General features: G+C 69.1%; 15 protein-coding genes. 4 read left to right on the plus strand and 11 right to left on the minus strand.

What is annotated here, in order from left to right; all coding sequences use genetic code 11:
* Nucleotides 1-65: 65 nt before the first annotated feature.
* From VZC37_RS20545 to dapE, 3 genes are read right to left on the minus strand one after another with little or no spacing between them, the layout of a single operon-like run.
* Nucleotides 66-602 (minus strand): LOG family protein, encoded by a 537-nt coding sequence (locus VZC37_RS20545; RefSeq protein WP_330435247.1) that lies wholly within the window; start codon nt 600-602, stop codon nt 66-68.
* Nucleotides 599-1,423 carry an LOG family protein gene (locus VZC37_RS20550; RefSeq protein WP_330435249.1) on the minus strand — a complete coding sequence of 275 codons (825 nt, stop codon included), beginning with the start codon at nt 1,421-1,423 and terminating at the stop codon, nt 599-601. Before VZC37_RS20550 ends, VZC37_RS20545 begins: the two co-directional genes overlap by 4 nt.
* 17 nt (nt 1,424-1,440) lie before the next feature.
* Nucleotides 1,441-2,538 (minus strand): succinyl-diaminopimelate desuccinylase, encoded by a 1,098-nt coding sequence (gene dapE, locus VZC37_RS20555; protein ID WP_330435540.1) that lies wholly within the window; start codon nt 2,536-2,538, stop codon nt 1,441-1,443.
* 120 nt (nt 2,539-2,658) lie between these two features.
* Between dapE and VZC37_RS20560 the strand changes: the two genes are divergently transcribed.
* Together VZC37_RS20560 and dapD are read left to right on the plus strand one after the other, a co-directional pair.
* Complete coding sequence (locus VZC37_RS20560; RefSeq protein ID WP_330435251.1) at nt 2,659-3,081, plus strand: VOC family protein; 423 nt, start codon at nt 2,659-2,661, stop codon at nt 3,079-3,081.
* 58 nt (nt 3,082-3,139) lie between these two features.
* Nucleotides 3,140-4,108, plus strand: a complete 969-nt coding sequence (gene dapD / locus VZC37_RS20565) for a 2,3,4,5-tetrahydropyridine-2,6-dicarboxylate N-succinyltransferase (RefSeq protein WP_330435253.1) — start codon at nt 3,140-3,142, stop codon at nt 4,106-4,108.
* Between the two features lie 127 nt (nt 4,109-4,235).
* Here the strand turns inward: dapD and dapC are convergent, their stop codons facing one another.
* Both dapC and fdxA read right to left on the minus strand, forming a co-directional pair.
* Nucleotides 4,236-5,357 carry a succinyldiaminopimelate transaminase gene (gene dapC, locus VZC37_RS20570; RefSeq protein WP_330435254.1) on the minus strand — a complete coding sequence of 374 codons (1,122 nt, stop codon included), beginning with the start codon at nt 5,355-5,357 and terminating at the stop codon, nt 4,236-4,238.
* 9 nt (nt 5,358-5,366) lie between these two features.
* Entirely contained in the window at nt 5,367-5,696 is a 330-nt protein-coding gene (fdxA, locus tag VZC37_RS20575; RefSeq protein ID WP_330435256.1) for a ferredoxin, read from the minus strand.
* Between the two features lie 294 nt (nt 5,697-5,990).
* Between fdxA and VZC37_RS20580 the strand changes: the two genes are divergently transcribed.
* On the plus strand, nt 5,991-6,584 hold the full coding sequence (locus tag VZC37_RS20580) for a cupin domain-containing protein (RefSeq protein ID WP_431309461.1): 594 nt from the start codon (nt 5,991-5,993) through the stop codon (nt 6,582-6,584).
* 5 nt (nt 6,585-6,589) lie between these two features.
* A complete protein-coding gene (locus VZC37_RS20585; RefSeq protein ID WP_330435257.1) occupies nt 6,590-6,958 on the plus strand; it encodes a rhodanese-like domain-containing protein in 369 nt (122 codons plus the stop codon).
* Nucleotides 6,959-7,213: 255 nt separating this feature from the next.
* On the opposite strand, the gene cofG is transcribed toward VZC37_RS20585, so the two are convergent.
* The 6 genes from cofG to VZC37_RS20615 all read right to left on the minus strand — a co-directional run bounded on the left by cofG (nt 7,214) and on the right by VZC37_RS20615 (nt 14,405).
* Nucleotides 7,214-8,440 (minus strand): 7,8-didemethyl-8-hydroxy-5-deazariboflavin synthase CofG, encoded by a 1,227-nt coding sequence (cofG, locus tag VZC37_RS20590; protein WP_330435545.1) that lies wholly within the window; start codon nt 8,438-8,440, stop codon nt 7,214-7,216.
* Nucleotides 8,441-8,469: 29 nt separating this feature from the next.
* Nucleotides 8,470-9,975 (minus strand): flavin-containing monooxygenase, encoded by a 1,506-nt coding sequence (locus tag VZC37_RS20595; RefSeq protein WP_330435258.1) that lies wholly within the window; start codon nt 9,973-9,975, stop codon nt 8,470-8,472.
* Nucleotides 9,972-11,096, minus strand: coding sequence for an FO synthase (locus tag VZC37_RS20600; RefSeq protein ID WP_330435260.1), 1,125 nt, complete (start codon nt 11,094-11,096; stop codon nt 9,972-9,974). The genes VZC37_RS20595 and VZC37_RS20600 overlap by 4 nt, the downstream gene beginning before the upstream one ends.
* 209 nt (nt 11,097-11,305) lie before the next feature.
* Nucleotides 11,306-11,695 (minus strand): facilitated glucose transporter, encoded by a 390-nt coding sequence (locus VZC37_RS20605; protein ID WP_330435262.1) that lies wholly within the window; start codon nt 11,693-11,695, stop codon nt 11,306-11,308.
* The gene (gene mshB, locus VZC37_RS20610; RefSeq protein WP_330435264.1) at nt 11,695-12,585 is read right to left on the minus strand and encodes an N-acetyl-1-D-myo-inositol-2-amino-2-deoxy-alpha-D-glucopyranoside deacetylase; all 891 of its coding nucleotides are present in this window, start codon (nt 12,583-12,585) and stop codon (nt 11,695-11,697) included. The genes VZC37_RS20605 and mshB overlap by 1 nt, the downstream gene beginning before the upstream one ends.
* Complete coding sequence (locus VZC37_RS20615; protein ID WP_330435547.1) at nt 12,582-14,405, minus strand: ABC transporter family substrate-binding protein; 1,824 nt, start codon at nt 14,403-14,405, stop codon at nt 12,582-12,584. The genes mshB and VZC37_RS20615 overlap by 4 nt, the downstream gene beginning before the upstream one ends.
* Nucleotides 14,406-14,513: the final 108 nt, after the last annotated feature.

Below are 14,513 nucleotides of genomic sequence, written 5' to 3' on the forward strand. Positions count from 1 at the left end.
ATCCTCGTGTTCGCACTGGTCGCAGGCCCCCGGGCACGATGTGGCCGACGGACCGTTGCCCTACCTTACCGAGCAGTAGCAAATTCGATGGCCTTCGGTACGGAATCGGCGACGAGGAGCCGGTCCAGCGAACGCCGCGACACGAATCCCCGCGCCGCAAGGTCGTCGAGCCAACCCAACAGCGGGGCGTAGAAGTCGAGGTGGTCGAGCAACACCACGGGTTTCGAGTGCATCCCCAGATAGCCCCCGGTCCACGTCTCGAACAGCTCCTCCAGCGTGCCGATCCCGCCGGGCAGGGTGATGAAACCGTCCGCACGCTCGTCCATCAGCCGTTTGCGCTCACGCATCGTCTCGGTGACGACGAGTTCATCGGACCCGAGGTCGGCGACCTCTCGTTCCATCAAGGCGCGCGGGATGATGCCGACGGTGGAGCCACCGGCTGCGCGCGCGGCCTCCGCCAAGGCGCCCATCATGGAGATGTTGCCGCCCCCGGACACAACCGTGTGGCCGGCCGTCGCCAGGGCGGTGCCGACCTCCGCGGCGAGATCCAGGTAGTCCTGCGCGACCGGGCCGGACGCGCAGTAGACACAAATCGCGCTCATCGGCCACCGCGCCCGGCCGCGGCAGCGGCGATGACGTCGACGGCCTCGCCGGGCTCGTCGACGAGGTAGAGCAGATCCAGGTCGTCGGCCGAGATCATGTTCTTGGCGAGCAGCGTCTCGCGCATCCACTCGACGAGACCACCCCAGTGATCGCGCCCGATCAACACGATCGGGAATCGCACCACCTTCTTGGTCTGGACCAGCGTCAGCGCCTCGAACATCTCGTCGAGGGTGCCGAATCCGCCGGGCAGACAGACGAACGCCTGGGCGTACTTCACGAACATCGTCTTGCGCACGAAGAAGTAGCGGAAGTTCATACCGACGTCGACCCACTCGTTCAGATGCTGCTCGAACGGCAACTCGATGTTGAGTCCGATGCTCTGCGCCCCGGCGGTCCACGCGCCCTGATTGGCGGCCTCCATCGCGCCCGGGCCGCCGCCGGTGATGACCGCATAGCCGGCCTCCCCCAACGCCTGTCCGAGCCTGATCGCGAGGTCGTAGTCGGCGCTGCCCGGCGTGAGGCGGGCGGACCCGAACACCGTGACCGCTTCGGCGACCTCGCTCAGCGCGTCGAATCCCGCCACGAACTCCGATTGGATGCGCAGGACCCGCCACGAGTCACGGATGGTGCGGTCGGCGCGGAGATCCTTGTCCCGCGGGTCGACCCATTCCAGCAGGCGCCGATCGGTGGTCTGCGACGCTTCGCCCGCGTCGCGCCGCACCCGCATCGGACCGACGTAGCAGGTCTCGAGATCTGCCGACGGGCCGCCGGCACGGTGACGGCCGGGTTCGGCGTCGGAGTCAGGATTCGCGGAGGACATGGCGTTCACGCTAACCGTCAGCCGGACAGGAACGCACGCAGCAGATCCGCCACCTCACCGATCTGAGCGACGGGCACCCGTTCGTCTCGACGGTGCGCCAGGCTCGGATCGCCCGGTCCCAGATTCACCGCCGGGATGCCCAGTGCCGAGAACCGGGAGACGTCCGTCCAGCCGAACTTGGCGCGGAACCGACCGTTCGCGGCTTCGACCAGCGCTGCGGCCGCCGGATCGGTCAGGCCGGGAAGGGCTCCCGCCGCGGAGTCGGTGATCTCGAACTCGAGTTCGGCGTCGGCCAGCGCGGCTGCGAAGGTCTCGCGGACATGCTCGATCGCCGCGTCGACGGAGCGGTCCGGCGCGAAGCGGAAGTTGACGTCGACGTGGGCCTCGTCGGGAACGACGTTGCCCGCAACACCCCCGCCGACGCCTACCGCCTGCAGACCCTCACGGTATTCACACCCGTCGATGTCCACGGTGCGCGGCCGGTAGGCGGCCAGCGTCGCCATCACGCCGCCGAGTTTGTGGATCGCGTTGTCGCCCATCCATGATCGAGCCGAATGGGCTCGTACGCCGCGCGCGGTGAAGCGGGCCCGCAAGGTGCCCTGACAGCCGGCCTCGATCAGGCCGCCGGTCGGCTCACCGAGAATCGCGACGTCGCCGCGCAACCACTCGGGCAGTTCACGCTCGATCGCCCCGAGGCCGTTGTATTCGGCGGCGATCTCCTCGCAGTCGTAGAAGATCAATGTCAGGTCGTGCGCCGGCGCGGCCATGGTGGCGGCGAGATGCAGGAAGACCGCGTCCCCGGACTTCATGTCGACCGTGCCGCATCCGTGCAACACCGCACCCTCGTCGTCGTCGGTACGCCGGTGCGGCAGATTCCCGGCCACCGGGACCGTGTCCAGATGCCCGGCGAGGATCACCCGGCTCGCGCATCCCCGATCGGTTCGGGCGAGTACGCGGTTGCCGTGCCTGCGCACCTCGAAACCCTCGGTCTGCGAACGTAATGCACGCTCGACGGCATCGGCGATCGCCGCCTCGTTGCGGGATACGCTCTCGATGTCGACGAGCGCGGCGGTCAGGTCGACGGGGTCGGCGGTCAGATCGAGGTCCGCGGTCAGATCTGGGTCGGCAGGGGTCACCAGATCACCGTAGCCCCAGTCCGGAGTGCCGTTCGAGCCGTTGCATCCGCGTCGAGCTGTTACGACGGCACTGTCGGACCCCGGCGCTAGCGTGAATCCATGACCTCCACCGACTCCTCGTCACCCGCACCCCGCGCCCTGATACCCAATGCCCTGTCGATCGTCACCCGCGACATGGCCGCCGCACTCGCCTTCTACCGGCTGTGCGGGCTCGAGTTCCCCGACGACGCCGACACGGCGCCGCACGCCGACGCGGTGGCCGGCGGCTTCCGCATCATGTTCGACACCCGAGATGTGGTGCAGGGCTTCACACCCGATTGGAGCGTGCCATCGGGCGGGCACCGGATGGCCCTCGCCTTCGAGTGCCCGACCCCGGCCGACGTCGACGCCCAGCACGCCCGGCTCATCGCAGCGGGTCACCAGTCCGCCCATGAACCGTTCGACGCGTTCTGGGGCCAGCGATACGCGGTGGTCCGCGATCCCGACGGCAATCCCGTCGACTTCTACTGCGCGCTCGCCTGAGCGGTCGGGGGCCGGTACGGCCGGGAGCGCACCACCGCAACCGGTAGTCTCTTCACCCGTGACGACTAATGGCGCTTTCGCAACCGGCATTGCCACGGTGACCAACGGCGGGTCCGCCGACCCCGGCCTGGTCCTCGACGTCTGGTTCCCCGAACCCGAGCTCGACAGCCCCAGCGCGAGCGAGACGGTCACCCTCGACGGCGCCGAGGTTCCGAACGAATTCCGTGAACTCGTGGGTGTCGACGCCGCGCGCGGCGTCAAGACCGTCGCGGTCCGTACGTCGATCAGCGACCTCTCGTCCGCCCCGGTCGACGCCTACGACGTCTACCTGCGCCTGCACCTGCTCAGCCACCGACTCGTCGCCCCGCACGGCGCCAACCTCGAGGGCATCTTCGGACTTCTGACCAATGTCGTCTGGACCAATCACGGCCCCTGCCCCATCGACGGATTCGAGGCGACGCGGGGCCGGCTGCGCACCCGCGGCCCGGTCACGGTGTACAGCATCGACAAGTTCCCCCGGATGGTCGACTACGTGCTGCCCGGCGGGGTGCGGATCGGCGACGCCGATCGTGTCCGTCTCGGTGCGCACCTCGCTCCGGGCACCACCGTGATGCACGAGGGTTTCATCAACTACAACGCCGGCACGCTGGGGTCGTCGATGGTGGAGGGACGCATCTCGGCCGGTGTCGTGGTCGGCGACGGCTCCGACATCGGGGGCGGCGCCTCCACGATGGGCACCCTGTCCGGCGGCGGCAAGGAGATCATCTCGCTGGGCAAGCGCTGCCTGCTCGGCGCCAATGCCGGCTGCGGCATCCCGCTGGGCGACGACTGCGTGATCGAGGCCGGCCTGTACGTGACGGCCGGCACCAAGGTCACCGGGCCCGACGGCACCGCCGTCAAGGCCCGCGAACTGGCCGGTCAGTCCAATCTGCTGTTCCGGCGCAACAGCCTCACCGGCGCCGTCGAGGTGGTCCCGTGGAAGGGCGACGGCATCGCGCTGAACGAGGCGCTGCACAAGAACAACTGAGCCGGCCCCAGCCATCGGTCTCTGACGAGGACCCGAGCCGGCCATCGGTCCCTGACGAGGACCCGAGCCGGCCATCGGTCCCTGAGGAGGACCGGAGCGCTAGCGGAGGTCCGTCACGAAGGGCGCCTCACCGTCGCAGTCGCTCGGCGGCCGCCGCAATCCGCTCATCGGTCGCGGTGAGCGCGATCCGCACGTGCTGCGCGCCGGCGGGGCCGTAGAAGTCACCCGGGGCCGCGAGGATGCCACGGTCGGCGAGCCAGTCCAGGGTGGCGCGGGAGTTCTCGTCGCGGGTCGCCCACAGGTACAGCCCCGCCTCCGAGTGGTCGACGCGGAAGCCGGCGGCCCGAACCGCCTCGAGCAGAATCCCCCGACGGGCACGGTAGCGACCGTGCTGGGCACGGACATGCTCGTCGTCGTCGAGGGCGGCGACCATCGCACCCTGGATCGGAAACGGCACGATCATGCCGGCGTGTTTGCGGACGGCGAGCAGTTCGCCGATCAGCTCGCGGTCGCCGGCGAGGAATCCCGCCCGGTAGGACGCCATGTTCGACACCTTCGACAGTGAGTGCACCGCGAGGAGTCCGGTGTGGTCACCGTCGCAGACCCGCGGGTCGAGGATCGAGTACGCCTCCCCTTCCCACGTGAGGCCCAGGTAGCACTCATCGGAGACGACGATCGCGCCGCGTTCACGCGCCCAGCCGACGACCTTGCGCAGGTGATCGATCCCCAGCACCTTGCCCGTCGGATTGGACGGCGAATTGAGGAAGATCAGTGCCGGCGAGGTGGGCCCCAGTTGGAACGTCGAGTCCGCCCGGACCGCCGTCGCGCCGGCCAGCAGAGCACCCACTTCGTAAGTGGGATAAGCGACCTCAGGAATCACAACCACATCACCGGTGCCGATGCCGAGCATCGACACCATGCCGGCGATGGCTTCTTTGGTGCCGATGACGGGCAGGATCCCGGAGTCGTCGAGTCCGGTCGTCCCGAACCGCCGCGCCAACGCCGCCACCGCCGAGGAGCGCAGCGCGGGGGTGCCGATCGTCGTCGGATAGCCGGGGAACTCCGACGATGCCGCGAGGGCCTCGCGGATCACCGGGTCGACGGGATCGACCGGCGTCCCCACCGAGAGGTCGACGATCCCGTCCGGGTGTGCGGCGGCACGCGCCCGGGCGGCACCGATGGTGTCCCAGGGAAAATCCGGGAGCACCGTGCTGACCCGACGTCGCGTGGCGAAACCAGGCGTGTTCACGACGTCAGGTCATTCCTCTTCGTTCATGGGCGGCAGGCCCTTGATGAACGCGGGGTCGGCGTCGGTCTTGCCGACCTTGCTCGCGCCGCCCGGCGAACCGAGGTCATCGAAGAAGTCCGCGTTGGCGCTGACGTAGGGCTCCCACTCGTCGGGCACATCATCCTCGTAGAAGATCGCCTCGACCGGGCAGACCGGCTCACAGGCACCGCAGTCGACGCACTCGTCGGGTTGGATGTAGAGCATCCGACCACCCTCGTAGATGCAGTCCACCGGGCATTCCTCGACGCAGGCCTTGTCCAAGACGTCAACGCAAGGCTCCGCGATGATGTACGTCACCACACTCTCCTTCACTGCAAACTCTCGCGGTCCGACGACGATCGCGTCGCGGTGTCGTCGCCGGGGTCGGCGCGTGGGCTGGACGCGCCTGATCTCGGACCACGCGGCGACCCCCGAGCACCGGGCCGCGTACACATGGGTCCGTATCCAAGAGTATCGGTCGCGGCCCGGGGTCATCGACACCCGCCCCCGTAGCCTCCGACGAGGAGTAACGCGGATCACATCGGGCGCGCGCACATTCCGATCAGTCGGGGTCGAAACCTCGACGTCGACGGGAGCCACCGGAAGCCTGGGCATGTGACCACCGTCCTCCACGCGCGTACCCCCTCGGGTGACGATCGACACCGAGCGGACCTCCATTCACGCTCGACGACACTGCCCACCCGCCTGCGCCCGGCGGATCTGATGCGCATCACCGATCAGGGGGTCGCCGACGTACTCGACGGCGTTTACGACCACCTGCTCCCACCACGATGGGACCCGGTCGAGCGATGGGCGACGAGACTGGTGAACGACGACGAACTCGACGTGTGGCTGATCAGCTGGACACCCGACCGATCGACCGAACTACACGACCACGCGGGGTCACTCGGCGCGCTGACAGTGGTCACCGGATCCCTCCGCGAGTACCGGTGGACCGGTGGCGATCTGTCGCTGCGCGTACTGCGGGCCGGGGACCAGGCGTCGTTTCCGCTCGGCTGGGTACACGACGTCCAGCGGCACGACCCGCCGGCCGCCCGGTCCGACGGCATCGAACCGCCCACGGCGACGTCCCCGACGCTCAGTGTGCACGCGTATTCGCCGCCGCTGACCGCGATGTCGTTCTACGCCGTCACCGACCACCACACGCTGCGGCGCACCCGCACCGAACTGACCGACCGACCGGAGTGACCCACATGCCGACCATCGACGACATCCTGCTCACCGCTCGCGACGGCCTCCAGCGCCTCGCGGCATCCGAGGTCGCCGCCGAGGTGGCCGCCGGCGCTGTTCTGGTCGACATCCGGCCGGCCGCCCAGCGCACGCACGAAGGTGAGGTGGCCGAGGCGCTGATCATCGAGCGCAATGTGTTGGAGTGGCGATGTGATCCGGCGAGCGACGCGCGTGTCGCCGAGGCCGTCGATCACGACGTCCGCTGGATCGTCCTGTGTTCGCAGGGCTATACGTCGAGCCTGGCGGCCGCGTCGTTGCAGCAACTGGGGCTGCACCGCGCCACCGACGTGATCGGCGGGTACCAGGCGCTCCGTGCGCTCGACGACGACTGACCACCCCGCCGACAGAACCCTCGTAAACGCCGACAGAACCCAGAAGTCCGCCGACAGAACCCCGACTGCTCCGCGATCTGCCCTCGGAGCGGAATCGTCGCACTGTTCCGATTCGCTCGGCGGGATATTGGGTTCTGTCGGCGAGATCTGGGGTTCTGTCGGCGCGATCGGGGGTTCCGTCGGCGCGATCTGGGGTTCTGTCGGCGCGATTTGGGGTTCTGTGGGCGCGATTCGGGGTTCTGTGGGCGATGGATCTCAGGCGACGGCGGGCCAGGGTCGGCCGTGCGGGATGACCTCGGCGGCGAGGCCGGTGGCGGGATCGGCGACGGCGCCGACATGGGCCGCCAGCGACGGATCGATCCACTCGGACCCGGCGAGCACGTAGGGCGGCTGCGCCGTGATGCGTTCGGTGAGGACGTATCCTGACGCCGCGGTGATCTCGGCGAGCACGTCCAGATTGGGCCACGGACGTTCCGGATTGACATGATCGGGGGTCAGTGGCGACACACCGCCCCAGTCGTCGATCCCGGACGCGATCAACGCGGCACACTCCTCGCCGGACACCAGGTTCGGCGGCGCCTGCACACGCATGTGCGGACCGAGCACGATCCGTGCCACCGCGACGGCGGCGAGGAACTCGCTCATCTCGGCATCGGGAGTGCCGCGCATCGCCGTGTCCGGCTTGGCGCGGAAGTTCTGCACGATGACCTCTTGGATGTGACCGTGGCGTCGGTGCACATCGCGGAGCGCGAGAATCGACTCGGCCCGCTCGGTCAGCGACTCCCCGATCCCGACGAGGATTCCGGTTGTGAACGGGATACGTTCGGCGCCTGCGTCATTCAGCACCTGCAGCCGGACGGTCGGGTCCTTGTCCGGGCTGCCGTAGTGCGGCTGGCCCTTCTCGGTGAATAGACGGCGCGACGTCGTCTCGAGCATCATGCCCATCGACGGTGCCACCGGCCGGAGTTCGGCCATCTCCTCGGCACTCATCACACCCGGATTCAGATGCGGCAGCAGACCGGTCTCCTCGAGAACGGCGACCGCAGCCGCGCGCACGTACTCGAGGGTCGAGTTGTAGCCGCGGGCGGCGAGCCATTCGCCGGCCTGCGACCATCGCGCCTCCGGCCGGTCCCCCAGGGTGAACAGCGCTTCCTTGCAGCCGAGAGATGCGCCTTTGCGGGCGATCTCGAGGACCTCGTCGATCTCGAGATACATGCCCTGGCCATCACGGGTCAGCTTTCCGGGGACGGTGACGAACGTGCAGTAGTGGCAGCGGTCCCGACACAACCGGGTCAGCGGGATGAACACCTTGCGGGAGTACGTGATCTGACGCGGGCGGCCGACCGCGGACAACCCCGCGTCGCGGACCGTCGAGGCGATACGCTGCAACGCGACGAGGTCGTCGCCGGTGGCGCCGAGCAGTGTCACCAGCTGGCGGATGTCCGGCTCGGCATTCGCGGCAGCGGAGAGCGCGTTCTCCATCTGCGTCGGCCGCAGGTTCTCGATGTCGGTCATCGGTACTGACCTCCCTCGTCGACGTGTGTGGGTTCCACCAGATACGGCTCGGGATCGAAGGTGCCGTTGCGTTCGCGAAACGATGCAGCGGTCCCCGGCCACAGCAATGTGAGCCGCCCACTGCGTGAGTCCACGTACCAACTCTCGCAGCCCGTCAGCCAGACGGTCGATGCGCTCCGCCGATCGATTTCGCGGGTGTAGCCGTCCTCGGCCGCCGCGCTGACCTCCAGCGACCGGATCTCGTTGTGCGCCAGGTGATCCAATGCACCCAGCACGTAGTCGAGTTGTGTTTCGATCATGTAGATCGCCGAATTGTGGCCGAGGGCCGCGTTCGGGCCGTCGAGCACGAACATGTTCGGGAATCCGTGCACGGCGGTGGATGCGTAGGAGACCATCCCGGCAGACCAGTGGTCCGCGAGCACGATCCCGTCGCGACCCCGGACACGGGTCGCGGCCGGCGGCCGGGTCGCCTCGAAGCCGGTGGCCATGACGAGCACGTCGAGATCGTAGGTGTGACCGCTGACGGCGCGTGCCTTGCATTCGGTGACGGACTCGAGCGCGCTCGGCTCGAAGACCACATTGTGCCGTTGCAGCGCCGGGTAGAAGTCGTCGCTGAGCAGGATTCGCTTGCAACCGATCTCGTATTCGGGGGTGAGCGCCTCGCGCAGTGCGGGCCGGTCGACCTGACGGTTCAGGTGGCCGAGTGCGCGATCCCGGATGACGTCGATGTCGGGGTGCAGGCCGAGGCGTTGGCGAAACGCGCGGTCGGCGTCGACGAGGAGATCTTCACGTACGGCTCGAGCATGATCGGGGACGCTGAGTTCGGCCCGCTCCTTGGCGGTGAACCTCCGGTCCTCACGCGGCACCACATACGGCGGCGTCCGGGAGAACACGACGAGTTCTTCGGCTTCCTCGGCGAGGTGCGGGATGACCTGGACCGCCGACGCGCCGGTGCCGACGACACCGATCAGTTCCCCACCGGACAACAGGTCGTCGCGCCACTGCGCGGTGTGAACCACGGTGCCGGTGAATGATTCGAGACCCTCGATGTCCGGGACGTACGGTTCGGACAGGCGCCCGACGGCCATCACCAGCACTCGGGCGCGCACCCGTCCCGCCGCGGTGTTCAACTCCCATCGGGCCCCGGCCTGATCCCAGCGCGCTTCGCGGAGTTCACAATTCAGCCGGACGTGCGGCGTCAGACCCTCGTCGACCACCGTCTGCTCGAGGTAACGGCGGATCTCGGCGCCACGCGGGTAGAGGGTCTCCCAATCCCACGGCGGCCGAAAGGAGAACGAGTATAGGTGAGCCGGGATGTCGCAGGCGATCCCCGGATAGGTGTTGTCGCGCCAGGTCCCACCGACACCGCCGGACCGCTCGAGGACGACGAAGGACTCCCGCCCGCGCCGGGCGAGCTGGGTGGCCATGCCGATTCCCGCGAATCCGGCGCCGACGATCGCGACATCGATGTCGGTCACGGAGGCGTCGCGACCGGCGGTCACCGGCGTACCTGCGGGATCGCCAGGATGCGGTCGGCAGGCGGGTCGGAATACCCGGTGGTCCGTTGACGCGGGGTGCGTCCGGCTCGGTCCGCGATGTCGACCAGCTCGTCGACCTGCAGCACACGGCCGGCCTCCTGCCCCGCCTCGGGCATCAGGTCTCCGTCGATGAGCAGACCACCGAGATCGTCGACACCGCCGTCGAGGAGGACTCCCGTGGTCTGCGGGTCGTGCTTTGTCCATGCGACCTGCAGGTGGTCGATGCTCCCGTGCAGTAGCAACCGCGCGACGGCATGAACGGCTCGGGTCTCGCGTTGCGACACGGTGCGCGCGGCCTCGCCCCTGCGGTGCGGTGGGACATTCTCGGGCAAGAGCGGCATGAGGATGAGTTCGGTTAAACCGCCTGTCCGACTCTGGATCTCGGCAAGAATCCGCAGATGGGCGACCTGATGACGCGGCGTCTCGACATGGCCGTAGAGCATCGTCGCGGTCGAGAACAAGCCGACGTGGTGAGCCGTCTCGATCGTCGACACCCAGTCCGCGACGCCGAGGACGTCACCGCCGGACAGGTGCGCCCGGACGTCGTCGTCGAGGATCTGCGCTGCGGTCCCGGGCACGGAGCCCAGCCCCGCCGAGTGTGCGCTGCGGAGGAAGTCGGCGACGGAGACACCCATCCGAGCGGCGGCGTCGCGGACCTCGGGCGGGCGGAACCCATGCAGATGCATCGTGGGCGCAGCCGCGTGGATCTCCTCGATCAGTCGCAGGTACCCGTCGGCGGGGGCGTCCGCCGGAAGCGGGCCTTGTAGACAGATCTCGGTGGCGCCGAGACGCCACGCCTCGTCGACCAGTTCGGTCACCGTGGGGACGTCGGTCCGGCCGCCGGCGACGACGGCGGTGTCGAGATTGCGGTTGACCACGAACGTCAGGGTGTCGGCCGGGGTGACCGCACGTCGCGCGGCGTCGGCGAGTGCGCAGAGTTCGTCGAGTTCTGCGCCGGACGCACCCAGCAGCGCCACCCACTCGTCGTCCGTGAGCGACGCCGGATCGTCGGCGACGTGACGTAGTGCTTCCCGGGCTGCCTCCACCGCGGCGTGCGCGTCCCGAGCCCACTCCCGCAGGACCATTCCCTCACTCTAACCGCACCCGCGGATGCCCTGATGGGCCCCCGATCCCTGCGAGCCCACTCCGCTCCCAGCGGAGCGTCCGTCCAGCATCCCGCTCCCTGAGGAGCGTCCATCCGACATCCCGCTCCCTGAGGAGCGAGGAGCGCTAGCGACGAGCGTCACGAAGGGGCGGGACCCTTCGTGACGCACGCTCCTTCGTCGCACCCTCCTCAGGGGATGGGGCGACGCACGTCGTGGGGCACCGGCAGCCGACCGGACCAGACCAGCGCGGCGGGCAGGCCCGCACCGATCGCGAGAAGGCCGAGGGTGGGGAGCAACAGACTGCCGTCGGGCTGCAGCGCGACGTCCCCGCCCGGTCCCGGGAACCCGCCGATGACCAGGGCCAGCGCCCATGCCAGCAACGGTAGGAAACGTCCCGGGCCGGCGGTGGCCCCGGCCGCCAGCCAGAGCAGCACGCAGTTGACGAGTCCCGCGATCGTGGCGGCGACCGGGATGGCCGTACCACCGAAACGCAGGTACGCGAACGCAACCGACATCACCCCGACCACGAAGCCGTCGACGGCGAGCATCCCCAGCATGAGGCGGTCGATGGGCCGCATCAGTCGTCCGCCGCGAAGAGGTCGGTCTCACGGCCGCCCGACTCTCGCCGACCCGGCGAGGTGAGAATGAAATGTTCGCGATCGAAGATCGGCTGCAGGATGTTGTTCGACAGTGCGTATTCGGTGCCCGACGACGCGACGGTCACCTGGGTGGCGTGTGCGCGCAGCGCGGCCGCCTTGGCCTCGACGAAATCCCGGACGTCGATCTCGGTGGTGATCGACGAGTCCGCGTGACTCGGCAGATCGTCCGCTACGGGCAGTGTCCAACCGTCGGGCACCCGCCCGGCCGCAGCAGCGAGTCCCGATTCGAGCGCGGAACGTTCGGAGACCGATTCATAGACCTTGGGAGGCCTCGACGACCCGGTCGCGAGCCGGTCACGTACCCGGGGCATGGCCGCGACGGTCGTCTCGTGGACGAGTTTGTGGTCGGGGTGACCGTAGGTCCCGGCATTGTCGTAGGTGATGACGACGTCCGGGCCGAACGCCACGATCTCCTCGACGAGAGTGGCCACGACGTCGTCGAATCCGGCCTGCACCAGCGCTCGCGGGTGCTCGGCGGACGGGGCCCCGGCCATCCCGGAGTCCCGCCAATGGCCCGCGCCGCCGAGGAACCGCGGGCGTAGCGGGGCACTGCCGGATGGGCTCAACGCCGCGAGCGCGCGCGTCAGCTCGGCGATGCGGTAGCCGCCCAGCTGGTCGGCGCCACCGTCGGCCACCAGTTGCGCCCACTCGTCGCCGATGACCTCGCCCTCCTCGCCGAGGGTGAACGTCAGCACGCGTACGTCGACGCCCTCGGCGAGATAGCGGGCGATCGTGCCGCCGGTCATGATCGTCTCGTCGTCGGGATGCGCATGCAACAACAGGAGTCGACGCGGGGCCGCCTCGCTCATCGCTGCTCCCACGCGACGGTGTCACCGAAGATGGCCACCTGGATCGGCCCGGACAGCGGCACCCCCACCACCTGGTCGGTGAGGCCGACGAACATGCTGTCCTGATAGAGCGGCTGGTAGATGGCCTGCTCGGCCAGCAGCGGCTCGGCCTCGGTCAGCTGGGGAACGGGATCGCGAGCCGACAACGCCTCCCGGGCCAGCTCGATCAGTCGGGGATCGCAGATACCGGAGACATTGCTGGCGTAGCTGTCGTCGGCGGCGCCGGCCTGTCCGGGCGCCACACTGGCCGGGGTGGGTGGCGTCGACAATGACGGTGCCGTGACCGGCTTCGGTTGATCGCAGTCGACCTGGGAGGCGAGCGACGCGGCCGGGGGCACGCCGAGACCCTGCCAGCCGACGACGAGATCGACACGCGCGTTGGTGAGTGCGACCCCGTAGAGCTCGCTGTTGGGCAGCGCCACGACCGCGGCCCGAACACCCTGTCCACGCAACTGGTCGACGATGTTGGAGGCGGCCGAGGTGGACCTGGGGTCACCGCTGACGGCGCCGACCCGAACCGTCAGGTCGTCGTCGCCGCTGCGATACGGCGCGATCCCGGCCGGCAGCGGTTCCACCTCCGCGCCGTCGGTGGACTCGGCCGCTTCGGCCTGCTCCGACTCGGCATCCGAACCGGGTTCCGACGTGCTCGGTGTGGCGGAGGACGACGACGGGACGCTCGGCACGTCGCCGACCGGTGGTGTCGCGGAGTCGTCGACCGGGGCGCGCACATAGCCCTCGCCGGCGAGCAGATCGGCGATCTGGGCCTCCGACGGACGACCTCGATCCACGGGGTAATACCCGCGGTCGGTCGGCGCGAAGACGGTGTTGCCGAACGGCGTGACGATGTCATCGCCGGCACCTGCGAGGGTGACGAGGTTCGGGTCGATCATGCCGAGGACAGCACGCCGCATCGGCAACGACCGCATCGTCTCGGTGCGTGCATTGACACTGATCGCCAGTGCACGCGACGTCGGATTGCGCCGCGTCGCCAACCCGGGGACCGCAGAGAGTTCGGCGGTGGTGGCGGGACCGGAGCTCACCGCGGCGATCGCCGAGTCCCCGGTGCGGACGGACTCCACCATCTGCGAGGCCGTTCCGGCCCGACGCAACACCACCTGATCGAGAGTCGGCGGTTCCATCCAGTAGCGATCATTGCGCACCAGCCGGACCTCGTCGCGCGTCTGGTCGATGGAGACGATCGAGAACGGCCCGGCCGACACCGGCTTCCCGCTGTCCATCCCGGTCTGGAATCCGGCCGGCGCGCCCCGCAGCACGTGGCTGGGCAACAGGCCGGTGAAGAGTTGACGCCACGCCGGGTAGGGCCGGGCGAAGGTCACCTGGACCTCCTTGCCGCCGGCGCCCGACTGAACGGAGTCGATCAGCCGGTAGCCCGCCGGTGCGACGACATTCGGCTGACGTGACATCTGTTGCCACAGGTAGGAGAAGTCGTCGCCGGTCACCGGGAGCCCGTCGGACCATTGGGCATCGGTGTGGATCTGGTAGGTGACGGTGAAGGGATCGCGCGAGGTGACCTCGGCCGAGGTGATCAGCGCCTCCTGGCGCTGCCAGACGACGCCTTCCGGGGTCTCGACCGGCCGGAAGGCGCTGGGCAACGTCATCGCGGCCACCGCGGTGGTGACCGTGCCCTGGTCGGCGCCGACGTGCGGGTTGAAGCCGCCACCGACGGAGTCGGTGGCGACGTAGATCGTCTTCTCCGTCGGGTACTCGGTCGGCGTCGGCGGCGGCGCGGTCTCCCGCACCGGCGGCGGCGGATTCGACATGCAGGCCGACGCCAGCAGGATGACGGCGCCGACGAGTGCGAGGAGTCGGGCACGTCGACCCCCGAGCGCCGGCGACGCGACTCGGGTCGCGGCCGTCAGCGGCTGCCA

Origin of the sequence: Gordonia sesuvii, assembly GCF_036350415.1 — a bacterium.
Classification (GTDB): Bacteria; Actinomycetota; Actinomycetes; order Mycobacteriales; family Mycobacteriaceae; genus Gordonia; species Gordonia sesuvii.

Bases quoted from the DNA above. Each gene is read 5' to 3' on its own strand.
- VZC37_RS20615 (WP_330435547.1), bottom strand. From the start codon at position 14,405: ATGTCGAATCCGCCGCCGCCGGTGCGGGAGACCGCGCCGCCGCCGACG.
- mshB (WP_330435264.1), bottom strand. From the start codon at position 12,585: ATGAGCGAGGCGGCCCCGCGTCGACTCCTGTTGTTGCATGCGCATCCC.
- VZC37_RS20585 (WP_330435257.1), top strand. From the start codon at position 6,590: ATGCCGACCATCGACGACATCCTGCTCACCGCTCGCGACGGCCTCCAG.
- VZC37_RS20605 (WP_330435262.1), bottom strand. From the start codon at position 11,695: ATGCGGCCCATCGACCGCCTCATGCTGGGGATGCTCGCCGTCGACGGC.
- VZC37_RS20550 (WP_330435249.1), bottom strand. From the start codon at position 1,423: ATGTCCTCCGCGAATCCTGACTCCGACGCCGAACCCGGCCGTCACCGT.
- VZC37_RS20600 (WP_330435260.1), bottom strand. From the start codon at position 11,096: ATGGTCCTGCGGGAGTGGGCTCGGGACGCGCACGCCGCGGTGGAGGCA.
- VZC37_RS20545 (WP_330435247.1), bottom strand. From the start codon at position 602: ATGAGCGCGATTTGTGTCTACTGCGCGTCCGGCCCGGTCGCGCAGGAC.
- VZC37_RS20560 (WP_330435251.1), top strand. From the start codon at position 2,659: ATGACCTCCACCGACTCCTCGTCACCCGCACCCCGCGCCCTGATACCC.
- cofG (WP_330435545.1), bottom strand. From the start codon at position 8,440: ATGGAGAACGCGCTCTCCGCTGCCGCGAATGCCGAGCCGGACATCCGC.